Raw genomic sequence first — 17,497 nt, forward strand, 5'->3', positions numbered from 1 at the left:
ATGACAGGGTGTGTTCTGCCGCCCCCCGGACTATTTCGCAAATGCGTCAGGTAATGCGCAACGCCTTTGTCAGGAGTCCGTTACCTCGGTGTGTTCGAAAACGAAATATTTGGTCACGAAGCGTGTTGTTCGGAATTCCTCGTTCCGGACGTCGTGTCCGCTACCAGCACCGTCACATCGTGGTCGCGGCCGGTGCGGTGCAACACGAGTTCGGCCAAAAGACCCAACGAGATCATCTGAACCCCGAAGATCTCCAGCAGAATGCCGAGGGTCAGAAGTGGGCGGGTGCCGATGGACTCGTCGGTGAAAAGCCACACTCCGGTCAAGTAGAGCAACACCAGAGTTCCCAGGGTTCCCGCGATCATTCCCAGCCCGCCGAACAGGTGCGCAGGACGGCGTCCGTACCGGGTCAGCGCCATCACCGTCAGCAGGTCCAGCGCGCCGCGCGCGTAGCGCTCCAGCCCGTACTTCGACGTGCCGTGCTGCCGCGCCCGGTGGTTGACCGTCCGCTCCACCACGCGGTAGCCGAGCTGGTGCGCCAGCGCCGGGATGTAGCGGTGCAGCTCGCCGTACAGCGGGACCCGGCGGTAGACCTCGGTGCGCGCCGCCTTCAGCCCGCAGTTGTGGTCGGACAGCCGCAGCCCGGTGATCAGGCCGGTGAACCAGTTGAACACCTTCGACGGCAGGCGCTTGCCGAGCGGGTCCTTGCGCTCGGCCTTGTGCCCGCTGACCAGGTCGGCGCCGGAGTCCAGCTCGTCCAGCAGCCGGGGGATCTCGGCTGGATCGTCCTGCAGGTCCGCGTCGAGGGTGACCACGAGCTCGCCGCGCAGCTCTGCGACGCCGGAGGCCAGAGCGGCGGCCTTCCCGAAGTTGCGGCGAAGCCGGATGCCCCGGATCCGCGGGTCCATCGCCGCGTGCTCGGCGATGACCTGCCAGCTGTCGTCGGTGCTGCCGTCGTCGACGACCACCAGCTCCCAGTCGCGGTGCTGGCCGGTCATGGCCTCGCGGATCTCGGCGAAGAGCTTCGGCAGGCTGTCGCGCTCGTCCTTGGCGGGTGCGAGCAACGAGACTTCCGGGACACTCATTGCGCCACCTGCGGTTTCTCGGTGAGCGGCCGGATCCACCAGCCGTCGGGGAACTGGAAGGCCACGCGGAGCGGGCCGGGCTGGGCGGGCGCCACGGCCTGGAAGCCGAGGCCGCTCTCGATGCCCGGCGTCGCGGCCTCGGCGTCCGAGCGCGGGATGTCGACCACTCCGCCGCCGACGACCGTGCCGGTCTGGTCGAGCACGGCCACGCAGCGCGCGCGTTCGATGCCGGAGATCGCCCAGCCCTTGATCATCCGCGCGCCGCCCTGGACCTGGTCGGTCTCGGCGTTGAGCACGACGTCCCGTCCGTCCGGGCGGGGTTCGCGCAACGAGTCGACGCTGGGCGTGCGCCAGTGCGCGGTGCTGACCCGGTCGCCGATGGTGAGCCCGTCCGGGCAGCCCAGGGAGAATTCGGGGGAGAAGGGGTAGTGCCCGAGCGCCTGGAGTCGCGGCAGCAGCTGACCCGGCGACGGGAAGCGGGAGGTGAACGCGTCGGGGTGGCCGATCCGCGCGGCCACCGCGAGCAGTTGCTGGTTGGGTGCGTCGGCTCGCACGCTCTGCGCCATCGGCGCCCCGAGGGCGACGGTGGCCAGCACCGTGCCGCCCACCGCGGCCGTGCGGAACCGCGGCCAGCGGGCCCAGGCGACCACGATGACCAGCACCGCGATCCACAGCGCGGCGGTCATGCTGTTGTACCGGCTCTGCAGCCCGGCCGACTCGCCGAAGGCGGCGCGTGATCCGGAGATCATCACCGCGCAGCCCAGCGCGTACAGCGCGAGTCCCCACCAGGGAGCGGCGACCCGCCGCTCGGCGGTGGTCTGGTTCGCGTGCAGCACCAGCACGCCGAGCCCGGCCACCCCGGCCAGCAGCGCGACCGAGGGTTCGGTGCCGGTCCACACCATGCCGAGCATGCTCAGCCCGGCCAGCATCGCCTGCGCCGGATCGTCGGTCGGCGAGCTCCCGCCGCCGCCCTGCGGGCCGCGCAGCACCAGCCAGGTCGCGACCACCACGACCCCGACGATCATCGGTGTCGCGATCCACTTCCGGCGGTCCCCGCGCAGCCACGCCACGAGGGACAGAGCCGGCCACACGGCGAAGGAGGTGCCGTAGCTGATGGACGCCAGCAGTCCGAGCACGACGGCTGTCACCCGGCGCTCCCGGTGCATCGCCAGCAGAGCGCCCAGCACCAGCAGCATCGCCAGGATCCAGGAGGCGCCGCTCATCGAGCGCACGTAGTTGTGGATGCCGTGCGGGTTGAACACCAGCGTCGAGGTCGCCGTGATCAGCCCCGCCCGCTGCCACGGGGTGAGGTGCTTCGGCAGCATCGCCAGCACCAGCAGGACGCACCCGGCGCCCATCGCCAGCACCGCGAGTCCCAGCGGCTGGTTGAGCCCGTGGCCGAGGCGTGCGCTGAGCCAGAACAGCAGGCTGGGCAGCACGAAGGGGTGCTCGTTGCGGAATCCGAGCAGCGCCTCCGGGCGCAGCGAACCGTCGGGCCCGGTGATGTCGAGGAGCACCCACCAGTAGTCGTAGAAGTGCATCTGCGGGTAGCGCAGGATCTCGCGGAGCATCATCAGCGGCGGGACGACGGCCGACAGCCCCAGCAACAGCGGACCGAAGCGCCGAACCGGTCCGGGGACGGTCGGTGTCGTGGGTGGAACGGCCGCGCGGTCGGTTTCCGTGGCGATGTCAGTCACTGTGCGTTTCCCCAGATCATCAAGAGCAGCCACCGACGGTAGCAAGGCCAGGTCACGCAGGTGGTCGAACGGGGTGATCTGGCAGGGAACCGCCATCGGCGCGGGGGCGGTTCGCCGGTGCGCGGCGAGCTCGCTTATGCTGTTCCGGCTCGCCCGTCAGCGCGTGGCCCGAGGGTCCGCACTGGTGGTACCGCCCCGGTCGACCGGGGACGGAAACCTGGTCTGTATGATGGGCGAGAACTTCTCGCCGCCGGACGGGCGGAGAGATTAAACGCCTGTTTCGAGTGCGGTCGCTCGCGCGGTCCTCGCTGTTGAGACAGGAACCCACCGAGACGCTGCACCGGCGGCGTGGTAGGAAGCCCCGGCTCTCGCGAGCCGTGGCGGACGTCCGCCGCACACTGGTGAATTAGCGAAACCGAGCAGCAGGAGACTTCCGACTCATGTACGCGATCGTCAAGACCGGCGGCAAGCAGTACAAGGTGGCTGTCGGGGACGTCGTCCAGGTCGAGAAGCTCGAAGGCGAGCTGGGCTCCGAGGTCGCGCTCCCGGCCGTTCTGGTCGTCGATGGCTCCGATGTCACGACCGACGCCGACGCGCTGACCAAGGTGTCGGTGACCGGCGAGCTGGTCGAGCAGACCAAGGGCCCCAAGATCCGCATCCACAAGTTCAAGAACAAGACCGGCTACCAGAAGCGCCAGGGTCACCGGCAGAAGCTGACCCGGGTGAAGGTCACCGGCATCAACAAGTGAGGACCTGAGTAGTCATGGCACACAAGAAGGGCGCATCCAGCTCTCGGAACGGCCGCGACTCGAACCCCAAGTACCTCGGGGTGAAGCGCTACGGCGGCCAGGTCGTCAAGGCCGGTGAGATCCTGATCCGTCAGCGTGGGACCAAGTTCCACCCGGGTCTGAACGTCGGTCGTGGCAACGACGACACCCTGTTCGCGCTGTCCGGCGGTACCGTCGAGTTCGGGCGTTACCGCGGCCGCAAGGCCGTCAGCGTGCAGCCCGTCGAGGCCTGATCCGGCTCTCGACGCAGGCCAGCAACTTCCCGGCGAGGGGCGGAACCGGCATGACCGGGCCGCCCCTCGCTTTGTGCTGTCATGGGTGACCTCGGTCGCGGCCGGGAAGCGCACCTGCCGCGCCGCTGTTGCAATCGAGACCAAGAGCTCCACCCGCCGGGCGTCCGCTCGGCTTGATCTTCCTGGAGGCATTCGTGTCGCGGTTCGTTGACCGCGTGACCATCAGCGTCGCCGCTGGCGACGGGGGAAATGGCTGCGCCTCGGTGCACAGGGAGAAGTTCAAGCCGCTGGGCGGACCGGACGGCGGCAACGGCGGCAAGGGCGGCGACGTGAGCCTGGTGGTCGATCCGGGCGTGCACACCCTGCTCGACTTCCACTACCGGCCGAACGCGCGCGCGGTGAAGGGCCAGCCCGGCAAGGGCGGTCATCGCAACGGCGCGCAGGGCGATGACCTGGTGCTTCCGGTTCCCGACGGCACGGTCGTCCTGTCCCCGGACGGGGAGGTGCTGGCTGATCTCGTCGGCCCCGGCACCACGTTCGTCGCCGCGGCCGGCGGTCGCGGCGGTCTGGGCAACGCCGCGCTGTCGTCCAAAGCCCGCAAGGCACCGGGCTTCGCGCTGCTCGGCGAGCCGGGTGACGAGTTCGAGCTGGTGCTGGAGCTCAAGTCGGTGGCCGATGTCGGCCTGCTCGGCTTCCCCTCGGCGGGCAAGTCCTCGCTGATCTCGGTGATCTCGGCCGCGAAGCCGAAGATCGCCGACTACCCGTTCACCACCCTGGTGCCCAACCTGGGCGTGGTCACCGCGGGCGAAACCGTGTTCACCGTCGCCGACGTCCCGGGCCTGATCCCGGGCGCGAGCCAGGGACGGGGCCTGGGACTGGACTTCCTGCGGCACATCGAGCGCTGCGCAGTGCTGGTCCACGTGGTCGACTGCGCGACGCTGGAACCCGGCCGCGACCCGCTCTCCGACATCGACGCGCTGGAGAACGAGCTCGCCGAGTACACCCCGGCGCTGGCCGAGGAGCAGGGTGGCGCCGATCTGGCGACGCGCCCGCGCGTGGTGGTCTTGAACAAGATCGACGTCCCCGAGGCGCGCGAGCTCGCCGACTTCGTGCGCGCCGAGGTGGAGGAGCGCGGCTGGCCGGTCTTCGAGATCTCCACGGCCTCCCGCGAGGGCCTGCGCGAGCTGAGCTTCGCGATGGCGGCCGAGGTCGAGCGCTACCGCGCGACCCTGCCTGAGCCCGAGCCCGCACGCGTGGTCGTCCGACCGGTCGCGGTCGACGACGGTGGCTTCACCGTCGAGCCCGATCCGGAGGAGGAAGACGCCTTCATCGTGCGCGGTGAGAAGCCGGAGCGCTGGATCCGCCAGACCGACTTCAACAACAGCGAGGCGGTGGGCTTCCTCGCCGATCGCCTGGCGAAGCTGGGCGTCGAGGAGGCGCTGGGCAAGAAGGGCGCCGAGCCGGGCAGCCAGGTCACCATCGGCAACATGACCTTCGACTGGGAGCCGTCCACCCCGTCGGGGATGGCCAGCGTGCTCGGCCGACGCGGTCATGACCTGCGGCTGGAGTCCGACGACCGGATTTCGGCGCACGATCGCAAGGTCGCCAAGAAGGCGCGGCGGGGCACCTCGCTCGACGAGTTCGGTCGCTACGTCGGCGGCGAGGAGGAGGACGACGAGTGAGCCTCTCGGCGACTCGGCAGGCGGTCGCGGCCGCACGGCGGATCGTGGTGAAGGTCGGTTCGTCGTCGTTGACCACCACCGAGGGAGGGCTGGACGCCGAGCGGTTGTCCGGTCTGGTGGACACGGTCGCCAAGCGCGTCGCAGCCGGGGGCCAGGTCGTGCTCGTCTCCTCGGGCGCGATCGCCGCCGGGATCGCTCCGATGGGTCTGCGCCGCAAGCCCAAGGACCTCGCGACCCAGCAGGCCGCAGCCTCGGTCGGGCAGCTCGCCCTCGCGCACGCCTACGCCGAGTCGTTCGCCCGCTTCGACCTCACCGTCGGCCAGGTGCTGCTCACCGCCGATGACGTGGTGCGCCGCAGCAACTACCGCAACGCGCAGCGCACGCTGAACCGGCTGCTCGGGCTGGGCGTGGTCCCGGTCGTCAACGAGAACGACACCGTGGCCACGACCGAGATCCGCTTCGGCGACAACGACCGGCTGGCCGCGCTCGTCTCGCACCTGGTCGGTGCCGATGCGCTGGTCCTGCTGTCCGATGTGGACGCTCTCTACGACGGTGATCCGCGCAAGGGCGGTGCGAAGGTGATCCGCGAGGTGACCGGCGCTGCCGACATGGCCGGGGTCGACGCGGGCAGCACCGGTGCGTCCGGGTTGGGCACCGGTGGGATGGCGTCGAAGGTCGCGGCGGCGAAAGTCGCCTGCACCTCCGGAATCCCGGTCCTGCTCACGTCGTCGGCCAACGCCGAGAGCGCTTTGGGATCGGCGGACGTGGGAACGGCGTTCGCCGCGACCGGGAACCGCCTGTCGGCCCGGCGGTTCTGGCTCGCCCACGCCGCCGGGGCCAACGGCCGCCTCTGGCTGGACGACGGCGCGGTCGCCGCGGTCGTCAAGCGCCGCCGGTCCCTGCTGGCCGCCGGGATCACCGCGGTCGAGGGCGCTTTCGACGGTGGCGACGTCGTCGAACTGCTCAACACGACCGGCAAGGTCGTGGCCCGCGGTGTCGTCGCCTACGACGCCGACGAGCTCCCGACGCTGATCGGTCGCTCCACGCACGACCTGCCGCCCGAGCAGCGCCGAGAGGTTGTCCACGCCGACGACCTCGTGCCGCTGCGTTGATGGGGAAGTTTTCATGAAAACTTCCCCATCCCACGATCAACGGAGTTCGGTGTTGCGGGTCTCGGGCAGGGTGCGGATCACGAAGAACGCGATCGCCGCACCGATCGCGATGTAGTAGAAGAACCCCGTCGAGGCGCCGAACTCGGCGAAGGCCTGGATGACCAGGGGAGCGGTGCCGCCGAAGACGGCGACGGTGAGGTTGTACCAGGCGCCGATGCCCAGACCGCGCAGCTCGGTGGGGAACAGCTCCGACATGATGGCCGGGGCGATCGAGGTCATCGCCGTGTAGAGCCCGACACCGATGCAGAACACGACGAGCAGGCTGCCCAGCCCCGGTCGCACCAGGCTCGACAGCGGCACGATCAGGACCGCGATCGCCGCGGACCACACCAGCAGCTGCGGCTTGCGGCCGTAGCGGTCGGAGAGCGCGCCCATCGGGTACTGCAGCGCGATGAACAGGGCCGTCGCGATGGACAGCGCGAGGAACACGTCGGTGGCGTCGGCGTCGCGGTTCTTCACCGCGAACGGCGTCAGCGCGCTGAAGAACGTGTAGTAGCACAGAGTCGAGAGCATCGAGAACCCGATGAGCTGCCCGACCGCCTTGGGGTGCTCGCGCAGCGTCAGCATCAGCGGGTTCTTCAGCGCCTCGGCCTTGGTCTTGTTCTCCTCGTACTGCTCGGTCTCGGTCAGCGTGCGCCGCAACCACATGCCGAGGAGCCCGAGCACACCGCCGATGATGAACGGGATCCGCCAGCCGTAGTCCGACAGCTGCTGCTCGCTGAGCGCGGACGTCAGCCCGAAGCCGAGGAGCGACGCGATGAGCAGCGCGGCACCCGTGGAGATGTAGAAGAACGACGAGTACCTACCTCGCCGGGACGGCGGTGCGATCTCGGCGAGGTAGGCCGACGCGTTGGAAACCTCGCCACCGAGCGAGAGGCCCTGCCCGATGCGGGCGAGGATGAGCAGGATCGACGCGAGCCAGCCGATGGAGTCGAACGTCGGCAGGATCCCGATGATCAGCGACCCACCAGCCATCAGACCGATCGTCACCAGCATGGCGGTCTTGCGTCCGCGCAGGTCGGCGAAGCGCCCGAGCAGCCAGCCGCCCAGCGGCCGGAAGAAGAACGCGAGCGCGAACGTCGCCAGCGTGTTGATCAGCGCCCACTCGCCGGGGAAGAACGCGGAGGCGAAGTAGACGCTGAACGCGGCGTAGATGGTCCAGTCGTACCACTCGATGGCGTTGCCGATGCTCGCCGCGACGAGCGTTCGGACCGGGAGCTTGTGGGCCACCGCTTCGTCCTGGGACATCGCAACCTCCGCATCGCGCCCGGTGTGGGGTGCCGACACGTTAAGCCTTCGCCCGGATGCGCGGAAGGTCCGATTCCCAACTGGAACCCGGAAATTCGCTGGGCCCATCGCGTTCGTCGCGGCACACTGCCTTGATGGACGCGGTGCGCGGTGCGGCGGACGAGCTGGTCGAGCTGCTCGTCGAGGAGAACCCGCTGAACGAACTGCTGCAGGGCCTGCCCGGGACCTCCGACCGGCTCAACGATCCGGCGGAAGACGCGGAGGCGGATCTGCGCGAGCGCGCGCTGCGCATCGCCGCCACCGCTCGCGACCTCGACGACGACCTCACCAGGGCGGTGGTGATCGCCGAGGCGGAGGGCGTGGCCACCCGCATCGGCTCCCGCCTGGTCGAGCACACGATGCACGACTCGGTGGTCTCGCCGCTGGGCAAGGTCCTGGAGATGATCCCGCAGCAGCGCCCCGACGGACCCGCTCAGGAGCAGGAGTTCCTGCGCATGCTCGCGGCGGTCCCGGAGTTCCTGGCTCGCAGCGCCGAGCGGCACCGCGCGGGTGCGCGCGCCGGACGGCTGCCGGTGGCACGCCGGGTCCGGACCGCGATCGAGCACCTCGACGCCCACCTGGCCGCGCCGCACGACGATCCGCTGCGCAGGCCCCCGCTGAGCTCGGACGAGGAGCGCGACCGACTGCTCGCCGAGGAGATCCGTCCCGCGTTCGCCGCCTACCGCGAGGTCCTGCGCGAGCTGCCGGGCAGGCCCGACGGCCGGCCGGGGCTCTGCTTCCTCCCCGACGGCGAGCAGACCTACGCGTCGCTGGCCCGGATGCACACCACGACCGACCGCACGCCGGAGGACCTGCACCGGACCGGTCTCGACCTGCTGGCGGAGCTCGACGAGGAGTACGCCGCGATCGGCTCCCGGGTGTTCGCGACGTCCTCCGCCGCCGAGATCCGGGAGCGGATGCGCACCGACCCCGACCTGCGCTGGTCCAGCGGGGACGAGCTGCTCGCCGCCGCGAGAGCCGTTGTCTCCCGGGCGGAACGGGCCGCACCCGAGTGGTTCGGCCTGATGCCGGCGCACCCCTGCCGCGTCGAGCCCTTTCCCGCCGACCAAGCGCCGGACGCCGTCGGAGCCGCGTACCTGCCCGGCCCGATCGACGGTTCGCGGCCGGGCACCTACTTCGCCAACACTCACGCCGCCGAGCAGCGGCCGCGATTCCTCGCCGAGGCGCTCGCCTTCCACGAAGCCGTGCCCGGCCACCACTTCCAGATCAGCATCGCCCAGCAGCTCACCGACGTGCCGACGATCCGCAAGGTCGCCGGTTTCAACGCCCACATCGAGGGCTGGGGACTGTACTCCGAGCGGCTCGCCGACGAGATGGGGCTCTACAGCGACGATCTCAGCCGCTTGGGGATGCTCGCGATGGACTCCACGCGCGCGGCTCGGCTGGTCGTCGACACCGGTCTGCACGCCTTCGGCTGGACTCGCGAGCGGGTCGTGGAATTCCTTCGCGCCCGTACGCTCTTGCCCGAAGTGGAGGTGCAGAGCGAAACCGACCGCTACATCGAGGCTCCCGGCCAGGCGCTGTCCTACATGGTCGGACGGCTGGAGATCCAGCGGCTGCGGGAGCAGGTCGAACGCCACCCGGCGTTCGACCTGCAGGGCTTCCACGACCTGTTGCTGGCCCACGGCCCGCTGCCGATGTCGGCGCTGGCCGAGCTCGTGGCTAGCTGGTCGAAGCGAGCGTGAACGGCAGCGCCGCGGGTGCTCCGGCCTGGCGGAGCATGCGGCCCACGACCGTTGCGGTCCAACCGGTGTCGGCGTAATCGTCCATCAGCAGCACCGGACCGTCCAGCGACGACAGCGTGCCCGCCAGCTCCTCGTCAATCTTGAACTGGCGCCACAGCGACGCCACCCGCTGAGCGCTGTTGGTGGCCCGGTTCGGTGTCGTGTTCGGGTTGGTCAGGACCTCGCCGAGCAGCGGCAACCGGCCGACGCCCGCGATGCGCTCGGCCAGGCTCCGCACCAGCTTCGGCCGCGTCCGCGACCCCAGCGCCACCACGCCGACGGGCCGCTGCTCCCACTCCCAGGCGGCCAGCACCTTGATCGCCGCCTGGAAGAGGTCGTCCGGCAGCTCCTGGTCGGGTGCCCCGGTGGCCAGCAGTTCGCGCAGCCGGTTGCCCCAGCCGATGTCGGTGAGCCTGCCGATCGCGCGGCCCGTGGTGGTCTGCTCGGAGGCGGGCAGCTTGCCGGACGCCTCCACGCCGAGCGCGGACATGCCGCTCGGCCACATCTTGCGCGGCGCGATGTCCACGCCCGGTCGCTGCAGCCGCTCCTGCGCCTGCTGCACGGCCTGCTCGTCGACCTCGGCGGAATAGCCCGCGCCGGTGCAGTTGTCGCAGCGCCCGCAGGGTTCGGCGTGCGGGTCGTCGAGCTGACGGCGCAGGAACTCCATCCGGCAGGACGACGTGGTCTGGTACTCGATCATCGCCTGCTGCTCGGACTGCCGTTCGGCCTCGATCCGCCCGTAGCGCTCGGCGTCGTAGTGCCACGGTTCGCCGGTGGCCTCCCAACCGCCCTTGACCCGCTGGACCGCGCCGTCGACGTCGAGGACCTTGAGCACCATCTCCAGCCGGTTGCGGTTCAGCTCCACGTGCGGTTCGAGCGCCGCTGTCGAGAGCTTGCCCTGCTCGGCGAGCGTGTCGAGGACGGCCCGCACCGTGCGCTCCGGCGGGAACGCCAGCGACGCGAAGTAGCTCCAGATCTCGCGGTCTTCCGGTCCGGGCAGCAGCAGCACTTCGGCGCGCTGCACACCGCGCCCGGCGCGGCCGATCTGCTGGTAGTAGGCGATCGGCGAGGACGGAGCGCCGATGTGCACCACGAAACCCAGGTCGGGCTTGTCGAAACCCATGCCGAGCGCGGAGGTCGCGACCAGCGCCTTGACCTTGTTGTCGAGCAGGTCGGCTTCGGCCTGCTCCCGCTCGGCCGGGTCGGTGCGACCCGAGTACGCCGCCACCTCGTAGCCCTGCTCCCGCAGGTAGGAGGTGATCTCGTGGGCCGCCGCGACGGTGAGCGTGTAGATGATGCCCGAGCCGGGCAGTTCCCCGAGCTTCCCCGCCAGCCAGCCGAGCCGGGCCTGCGCGGTGGGCAGCCGCACCACACCGAGCCGCAGGCTCTCGCGGTCCAGCGTGCCCCGCAGCACCAGCGTCTCCTGCGGATCGGTGAACTCGCCGCCGACGCCGAGCTGGTCGGAGACGTCGGCGACCACGCGGTCGTTGGCGGTGGCCGTGGTGGCCAGCACCGGAACGCCCGGGGGCAGCTCGGTCAGCAGCGTGCGCAGCCGCCGGTAGTCCGGGCGGAAGTCGTGGCCCCAGTCGGAGATGCAGTGCGCCTCGTCGACCACCAGCAGACCTGCGCTCTGGGTGAGCTCGGGCAGGATCGTGTCCCGGAAGTCGGGGTTGTTCAGCCGTTCCGGGCTGACCAGCAGCACGTCGACCTCACCGGAGGCGACGCGCTCCTCGATGTCACCCCACTCCTCGGGGTTGGCCGAGTTGATGGTGGCTGCGTGCACGTCGGCGTTGGCCGCTGCGGAGACCTGGTTGCGCATCAGGGCCAGCAGCGGCGAGACGATCACCGTCGGTCCTTCGCCGAGCTCGCGCAGCAGCGCGGTGGCGATGAAGTAGACCGCCGATTTGCCCCAGCCGGTGCGCTGGACGACCAGCGCGCGACGTCGTTCGAGCACCAGCGCGCGGATCGCCGCCCACTGGTCCTCGCGCAGCGCGGCCTCGGGGCCGGCCAGTGCTCGGAGTCGTTCTTCGGCGAGTTCTCGCAGCGCTTCTTCGTCCACGTCCCGAATTCCTACCGGATGCCGCCGACGCCACGCGTCCCGGGCCGTGCTGGCGTGTCGAAACCGCTTGCCCGGCGGTGGCTGATCGCAGGAAGCTGGAGCGACATCGTGATCTGGGGGCGTGATGGAGGAACTGACGGCTGAGGGCTTCGACGTCGACCCGCAGGCCTGCTATCGAAGATGGGCCGAGCACGGACCGGTGGTGCGGGTCCGGTTCGCCGACGGCCGCGCGGGTTGGGTGGTCACCGGTTACGCCGAAGCCCGCGCCGCTCTGACCGATTCGAGGCTGAGCAAGTCCGGCGCCAACGAGCGCTGGCGCGACGGCGGCCAGGGCCGTCCGGAGCACACCCACATGCTCGACTCGGACCCGCCGGAGCACACGCGACTGCGCAAGCTCGTGAACAAGGCCTTCACCCCGGGTGCTGTCGAGAGGATGCGGCCGCGCATCGAGGCGATCGCCTCGGGCCTGCTCGACGACGTGGAAACCCGTGGCGGGATCTTCGACCTGCTGGAGTCCTTCGCGGTACCGCTGCCGGTGACGGTGATCGGCGAGATGCTCGGTGTGCGGGACGCGGACATGGCGGAGTTCCGGCGGTTGTGCACCGGGCTGTTCACCGCGCGGCCTGAGGCGGATTCCTGGCGGCTGTTGCACGAGTTCCTCGGCGACCTCGTGCGGTCCAAGCGCGAACAGCCCGCGGACGACCTGCTGTCCGGGCTGGTGCGGGCACGTGATGAGCAGGACCGGCTCAGCGAGCGCGAGCTGGTCACGACCTCGTTCTTGCTGCTGTTCGCCGGGCACGAGACCACCGTCAACCTGATCGGCAACGGCACCTGGGCGCTGCTGCGCAACCCGCGGCAGTGGGCCAGGCTGCGCGATCACCCCGACGAGGTCGTGGGCGTGGTCGAGGAGATGCTGCGCTACGACGGTCCCGTCGGGCTGGCGACGTTGAGGTACGCGTCGGAGCCGCTGAGCATCGCCGGGGTGCCGATCGTCGAGGGCGATTTCGTGCACGTTGCGATCGACGCCGCCAACCGCGACCCGCAGCGCTTCGCCGAACCGGAGGTGTTCGCACCCGACGGCGATTCCAGCGGGCACATCGCCTTCGGCCACGGCATCCACCACTGCCTGGGCGCACCGCTGGCCCGCCTCGAAGCCGAGATCGCGTTCACCCGGCTCGTCGAGCGGTTCCCGGACCTGCGGCTCGCCGAACCCGAGCCGGACCGGGTGCCCGGATTCCGCTTCCGGGGGTTCAGTGCGCTGCCGGTCACCCCGTCCTGAGGAGCGGGAAATGCGTTTCCGGGCGCGTGCGGGCACGGATTAGGCTGGTGGGGTGACCGTCATCGAGTTCCCCACCTCCGACAAGGCGACCGGCGACGAGCTGCGCGAGCGGGTGCGCGAGGCCGCCCGCCGAGCCCGCCAGGCGTCCGCCGCCCTTGCCCAGGCCACCCGTGGCGCCAAGGACGCGCTGCTGCAGGACATGGCCGCCGAGCTGGTCGAGCGAGCCCCGGAGGTCCTGGAGGCCAACGAGCGCGACGTGGCCGCCGCCCGCGAGTCCGGGACGCCCGAGGCGATGATCGACAGGCTGAGCCTGAGCACCGGCCGCGTCGAGGCGATGGCCGAGGGTTTGCGCACGGTCTCCGGGCTGCCGGACCCGGTGGGGGAGGTGCTGCGCGGCCAGGTCCTGCCCAACGGCGTCCAGCTGCGCCAGGTGCGCGTGCCGCTCGGCGTGGTCGGGATCGTCTACGAGGGGCGTCCGAACGTGACGGTCGATGCCGCGGGGCTGACGCTGAAGTCCGGGAACGCGGTGCTGCTGCGCGGCTCGTCGTCGGCCGAGAACTCCAACACCGCCCTGGTGCAGATCCTGCGCGACGTCGTGGCGCGGCACGATCTGCCGGTCGACGCCGTCCAGCTGCTGCCCTGCCACGACCGGGCCTCGGTGCACCACCTGATCACCGCTCGCGGCCTGGTCGACGTGGTCATCCCGCGCGGTGGCGCGGGTTTGATCTCGGCGGTCGTGGAGCAGGCGACGGTTCCGGCCATCGAGACCGGCGTCGGCAACTGCCACGTCTACGTCGACTCCAGCGCCGACATCGACATGGCGCTGCGGATCCTGCTCAACTCCAAGGTCCGTCGCCCCAGCGTCTGCAACTCGGCGGAGACGTTCCTGGTGCACGCCGACATCGCCGGGGAGTTCCTGCCCCGGGCGATCGCAGAGCTGCGGGAAGCCGGTGTCACGGTGCACGGCGATGAGCGGGTGGTCGAGGTCGGCGGCTCGAACGTCGTGCCGGCCACCGAGGAGGACTGGGACTCCGAGTACCTGTCGCTGGACATCTCCGCCGCCGTCGTCGAGTCGCTGCCCGCCGCCGTCGAGCACATCCGAGAGCACGGCTCCGGGCACACGGAAGCCATCGTGACCAGCGATTTCCGTTCCTCCCAGCAGTTCACCGCGCAGGTGGACGCTGCTGCGGTGATGGTCAACGCGAGCACCGCCTTCACCGACGGCGCCGAGTTCGGGATGGGTGCCGAGATCGGCATCTCCACCCAGAAGCTGCACGCGCGCGGCCCGATGGGGCTGCCGGAGCTGACCTCCACCAAGTGGCTCGCCTACGGCGACGGCCACGTGCGGCCGGGTTCGGCTCCGGCGAAGCCGGGGAGCTGAGCTTGACGCAGGCGCCGCGGCGGAAGCGCGATTCCGCCGCCACCAAGGAGGCGTTGCTGCAGGCCGCTTCGGAGTTGTTCGCCGAGCGCGGTTTCAGCGCGACGACGGTGCGCGACGTCGCCGCGCGCGCCGGGGTCAACCAGGCCCTGCTGTTCCGCTACTTCGGTTCGAAGCAGGAGCTGTTCGCCGCGGTGCTGACCCGCAACAGCGAGCAGGTGATCGCCGAGCTCTCCGCCGCGGAGCTGCCGAGGCAGCTGCTGATCAACCTGCTCGACAGCGCCGAGCCCAACGGCGAGCACCCGCTGGTGGCGATGCTCCGCTCGTGGAGCGATGAGCGCGCAGCCGAGATGCTGCGCGGTGAGCTCGGTGCGCGCTACACCGAGCGCTTCGCCGAGCTCACCGACGCCGATGACGCGGAGCTGCGGGCCGATCTCGTGCTGGCGTGGGTGTTCGGCATCGGCATGGTCCGCTCGGTGCTCGGCAAGAGTCCGCTGGCGGAGGCCGATCCCGAGGTCATCGCCCGTTACGTCACCCGTGGTGCATCTGTCCTGCTGGAGCGAACGGACCTTTCGGGCGATCGCTGATCGGAGGCGTGCGCAGCGCTTTTCCCCGGCGTAGCGTGACTTTGTAAGCGACTGCTTACACACGTTGTCTCGCGCGGGAGTTGTGCATGACCACCACGGAGCCGAGGACGTATCCGTTCAACGTCGTCGAGGCGCTCGACCTCGACCCGATCTACGCGCGGTTGCGCGCGCAGGAGCCGCTGAGCCGCGTCAAGCTGCCCTACGGCGAGGAAGCGTGGCTGGCCACCCGCTACGAGGACGTCAAGGCCGTTCTCGGGGACCCGCGCTTCAGCCGGGCGGAGACGCTCCAGCACGACGAACCGCGACTGCGCCCGCGCCAGCAGACCGGCGGAATCCTGAGCATGGACCCGCCCGACCACACGCGGTTGCGCAGGCTGGTCGCCAAGGCGTTCACCCAGCGGCGGGTCGAGAAGCTGCGCCCGCGCACCCAGGAGATCGCCGACGGCCTCGTCGACGGGATGATCGAGCGGGGCGGTCCGGCCGACCTGGTCGAGGAGTTCGCCCTGCCGCTGCCGATCGCGGTGATCTGCGAACTGCTCGGCGTCCCCTTCGAGGACCGCGAGCGGTTCCGGGTCTGGTCGGACGCGTTCCTGTCGACCAACAAGCTCTCGCCCGAGCAGGTCACCGACTACATGGACCGGATGATGGACTACATCGCCGGTCTGATCGCGCAGCGCAGGGCGCAGCCTGCCGACGACCTCATCACCGGGCTCATCGCCGCCCGCGACGAGCAGGACAAGCTCTCCGAGGACGAGATGGTCCGGCTCGCGGCCGGGATCCTGGTCGCCGGGCACGAGACCACCGCCTCGCAGATCCCCAACTTCCTCCACGTGCTGCTCACGCACCCGGATCAGCTGGAGCGGTTGCGCGCCGACCTGGACTGCGTTCCGGCCGCGGTGGAGGAGCTGCTGCGGTTCGTGCCGCTGGGTGTCGGCGCCGGTTTCGCCAGGTACGCGACCGAGGACGTCGAACTCGGCGGTGTGCTGGTGCGCGCCGGCGAGCCGGTCCTGTCCAGCGTCGGCTCGGCGAACCGGGACGAAGCGATCTTCGAGAACCCGGACGAGCTGGACCTGGCCCGCGCCGAGGCCTCGCACGTCGGGTTCGGTCACGGTCCGCACCACTGCCTCGGCGCGCAGCTGGCCCGGCTGGAGCTGCAGGTGGCGCTGCGCACCCTGCTCACCAGGCTTCCCGGGCTGGGCTTCCCCAACTCGCCGGAGGCGGACGTGGCGTGGAAGACCGGACTTCTCGTTCGGGGTCCCCGCCGGATGGTGGTGTCGTGGCAAGGTGTCCGGTGATCTCGCTCATACGGAAGAAGAGGTGAGCTGATGAGTTGGTCGATCGAGATCGACGCGAACACCTGCATCGGGTCGGGCATGTGCGCCGGGGTCGCCCCGGACCACTTCGAGCTGGTCGAGGGCTATTCGACGACCTTGAAGGATCGGACCGAGCCCTCCGACGACGTCGTCGACGCCGCGGAGTCCTGCCCGGTCGAGGCGATCCTGGTCAAGGAGGTCGCGACCGGGAAGGTCGTCGCCCCGGAGGAGTGACTCAGGTCACGGTCTTGCCGCCGTCATGATTCCCGGCGCGCGCGGGTCTCACCTGTGCGCGCCCGAGAGGCAGCGCCCGTGGTCTGAGGTGGGCCCCCAGCCGCCGAAGATCGCGCAGGGCCGCGGGGCCCGGTCGAGGGGGGAGCCTGGACCGGGTTCCGCGGTTTGCCGCGGGACCGGTGCGGGGGTTGAGGGACACCCGCGCCGGGACCGTGGTCTCCGACACCCCGGGACGCCCCGCCGACGTGCCTGGTCGCGATGTTTCTCTAGGGTTGTCAGCTATGTCTCGCCGCCGGATCGGGGTCATGGGTGGCACCTTCGATCCCATTCATCACGGACACCTCGTCGCCGCCAGCGAAGTGCAGGCCCAGTTCGGTCTCGAACAGGTGATCTTCGTGCCCACCGGGCAGCCGTGGCAGAAGAGCCACGAGATCGTCTCGCCGGCCGAGGACCGCTACCTGATGACCGTGATCGCCACCGCGTCCAACCCGCGGTTCCTGGTCAGCCGGGTGGACATCGACCGCAAAGGGCCGACCTACACCGCTGACACGCTCACCGACCTCCACGCGGAGTTCCCGGACGCCGACCTGTACTTCATCACCGGAGCCGACGCCCTGGAGCAGATCCTGTCCTGGCACCGGGTCGAGGAGATGTTCGAGCTCGCCCACTTCATCGGAGTGACGCGCCCCGGCTACTCCCTCAACAGCGCGCACCTGCCCGACGGGTCGGTGTCGCTGGTCGAGATCCCGGCGATGGCGATCTCCTCCACCGGCTGCCGCGACCGCGTCCAAGCGGGCCTGCCGGTCTGGTACCTCGTCCCGGACGGAATCGTCCAGTACATCACCAAACGCGGCCTCTACCGCGACCCCGCAACCGAGTGGGGCCCGTAGCGGGGAAGTGGGGTCCGGAAGCCCGAGCGCCCGCAGCAGTTCCCAGTTTTAGTCCAAACTGAGCCGAC

Annotated in this window: 15 protein-coding genes; 11 read left to right on the top strand and 4 right to left on the bottom strand. The window is 70.3% G+C overall.

What is annotated here, in order from left to right; translation table 11 throughout:
- Nucleotides 1–113: 113 nt before the first annotated feature.
- Nucleotides 114–1,085 carry a glycosyltransferase family 2 protein gene (locus tag FHU35_RS24280; protein ID WP_145743644.1) on the bottom strand — a complete coding sequence of 324 codons (972 nt, stop codon included), beginning with the start codon at nucleotides 1,083–1,085 and terminating at the stop codon, nucleotides 114–116.
- Nucleotides 1,082–2,782 carry a hypothetical protein gene (locus FHU35_RS24285; protein WP_145743646.1) on the bottom strand — a complete coding sequence of 567 codons (1,701 nt, stop codon included), beginning with the start codon at nucleotides 2,780–2,782 and terminating at the stop codon, nucleotides 1,082–1,084. Before FHU35_RS24285 ends, FHU35_RS24280 begins: the two co-directional genes overlap by 4 nt.
- A gap of 440 nt (nucleotides 2,783–3,222) precedes the next feature.
- Between FHU35_RS24285 and rplU the strand changes: the two genes are divergently transcribed.
- The 4 genes from rplU to proB all read left to right on the top strand — a co-directional run bounded on the left by rplU (nucleotide 3,223) and on the right by proB (nucleotide 6,597).
- Entirely contained in the window at nucleotides 3,223–3,531 is a 309-nt protein-coding gene (gene rplU / locus FHU35_RS24290; protein WP_145743649.1) for a 50S ribosomal protein L21, read from the top strand.
- 14 nt (nucleotides 3,532–3,545) lie between these two features.
- Nucleotides 3,546–3,803 (top strand): 50S ribosomal protein L27, encoded by a 258-nt coding sequence (gene rpmA, locus FHU35_RS24295; protein WP_145743651.1) that lies wholly within the window; start codon nucleotides 3,546–3,548, stop codon nucleotides 3,801–3,803.
- 182 nt (nucleotides 3,804–3,985) lie between these two features.
- A complete protein-coding gene (obgE, locus tag FHU35_RS24300; RefSeq protein ID WP_145743879.1) occupies nucleotides 3,986–5,485 on the top strand; it encodes a GTPase ObgE in 1,500 nt (499 codons plus the stop codon).
- Entirely contained in the window at nucleotides 5,482–6,597 is a 1,116-nt protein-coding gene (gene proB, locus FHU35_RS24305) for a glutamate 5-kinase (RefSeq protein WP_145743653.1), read from the top strand. The genes obgE and proB overlap by 4 nt, the downstream gene beginning before the upstream one ends.
- A 36-nt stretch (nucleotides 6,598–6,633) precedes the next feature.
- On the opposite strand, the gene FHU35_RS24310 is transcribed toward proB, so the two are convergent.
- Complete coding sequence (locus tag FHU35_RS24310; protein WP_145743655.1) at nucleotides 6,634–7,905, bottom strand: MFS transporter; 1,272 nt, start codon at nucleotides 7,903–7,905, stop codon at nucleotides 6,634–6,636.
- Nucleotides 7,906–8,039: 134 nt separating this feature from the next.
- On the opposite strand from FHU35_RS24310, the gene FHU35_RS24315 reads away from it, so the two are divergent.
- Nucleotides 8,040–9,650 carry a DUF885 domain-containing protein gene (locus FHU35_RS24315; RefSeq protein WP_145743657.1) on the top strand — a complete coding sequence of 537 codons (1,611 nt, stop codon included), beginning with the start codon at nucleotides 8,040–8,042 and terminating at the stop codon, nucleotides 9,648–9,650.
- On the opposite strand, the gene FHU35_RS24320 is transcribed toward FHU35_RS24315, so the two are convergent.
- Nucleotides 9,628–11,748: a RecQ family ATP-dependent DNA helicase gene (locus FHU35_RS24320; RefSeq protein WP_145743659.1), complete on the bottom strand. Its 2,121-nt coding sequence runs from the start codon at nucleotides 11,746–11,748 to the stop codon at nucleotides 9,628–9,630. The genes FHU35_RS24315 and FHU35_RS24320 overlap by 23 nt on opposite strands.
- Nucleotides 11,749–11,872: 124 nt before the next feature.
- Here FHU35_RS24320 and FHU35_RS24325 point away from each other — a divergent pair, with 124 nt between their 5' ends.
- The 6 genes from FHU35_RS24325 (at nucleotide 11,873) to nadD (ending at nucleotide 17,429) form a co-directional block, all read left to right on the top strand.
- Nucleotides 11,873–13,027 (top strand): cytochrome P450 family protein, encoded by a 1,155-nt coding sequence (locus FHU35_RS24325; RefSeq protein ID WP_145743881.1) that lies wholly within the window; start codon nucleotides 11,873–11,875, stop codon nucleotides 13,025–13,027.
- A 52-nt stretch (nucleotides 13,028–13,079) separates the two neighbouring features.
- Nucleotides 13,080–14,408 (top strand): glutamate-5-semialdehyde dehydrogenase, encoded by a 1,329-nt coding sequence (locus FHU35_RS24330; RefSeq protein ID WP_145743661.1) that lies wholly within the window; start codon nucleotides 13,080–13,082, stop codon nucleotides 14,406–14,408.
- Between the two features lie 2 nt (nucleotides 14,409–14,410).
- On the top strand, nucleotides 14,411–14,992 hold the full coding sequence (locus FHU35_RS24335; protein ID WP_145743663.1) for a TetR/AcrR family transcriptional regulator: 582 nt from the start codon (nucleotides 14,411–14,413) through the stop codon (nucleotides 14,990–14,992).
- An 86-nt stretch (nucleotides 14,993–15,078) separates the two neighbouring features.
- Nucleotides 15,079–16,287 carry a cytochrome P450 gene (locus FHU35_RS24340; protein ID WP_145743665.1) on the top strand — a complete coding sequence of 403 codons (1,209 nt, stop codon included), beginning with the start codon at nucleotides 15,079–15,081 and terminating at the stop codon, nucleotides 16,285–16,287.
- Between the two features lie 30 nt (nucleotides 16,288–16,317).
- Nucleotides 16,318–16,539 carry a ferredoxin gene (locus FHU35_RS24345; protein WP_145743667.1) on the top strand — a complete coding sequence of 74 codons (222 nt, stop codon included), beginning with the start codon at nucleotides 16,318–16,320 and terminating at the stop codon, nucleotides 16,537–16,539.
- A 281-nt stretch (nucleotides 16,540–16,820) separates the two neighbouring features.
- Nucleotides 16,821–17,429 (top strand): nicotinate-nucleotide adenylyltransferase, encoded by a 609-nt coding sequence (nadD, locus tag FHU35_RS24350; RefSeq protein ID WP_145743669.1) that lies wholly within the window; start codon nucleotides 16,821–16,823, stop codon nucleotides 17,427–17,429.
- Nucleotides 17,430–17,497: the final 68 nt, after the last annotated feature.

Source organism: Saccharopolyspora dendranthemae (genome assembly GCF_007829955.1).
Taxonomy (GTDB): domain Bacteria; phylum Actinomycetota; class Actinomycetes; order Mycobacteriales; family Pseudonocardiaceae; genus Saccharopolyspora; species Saccharopolyspora dendranthemae.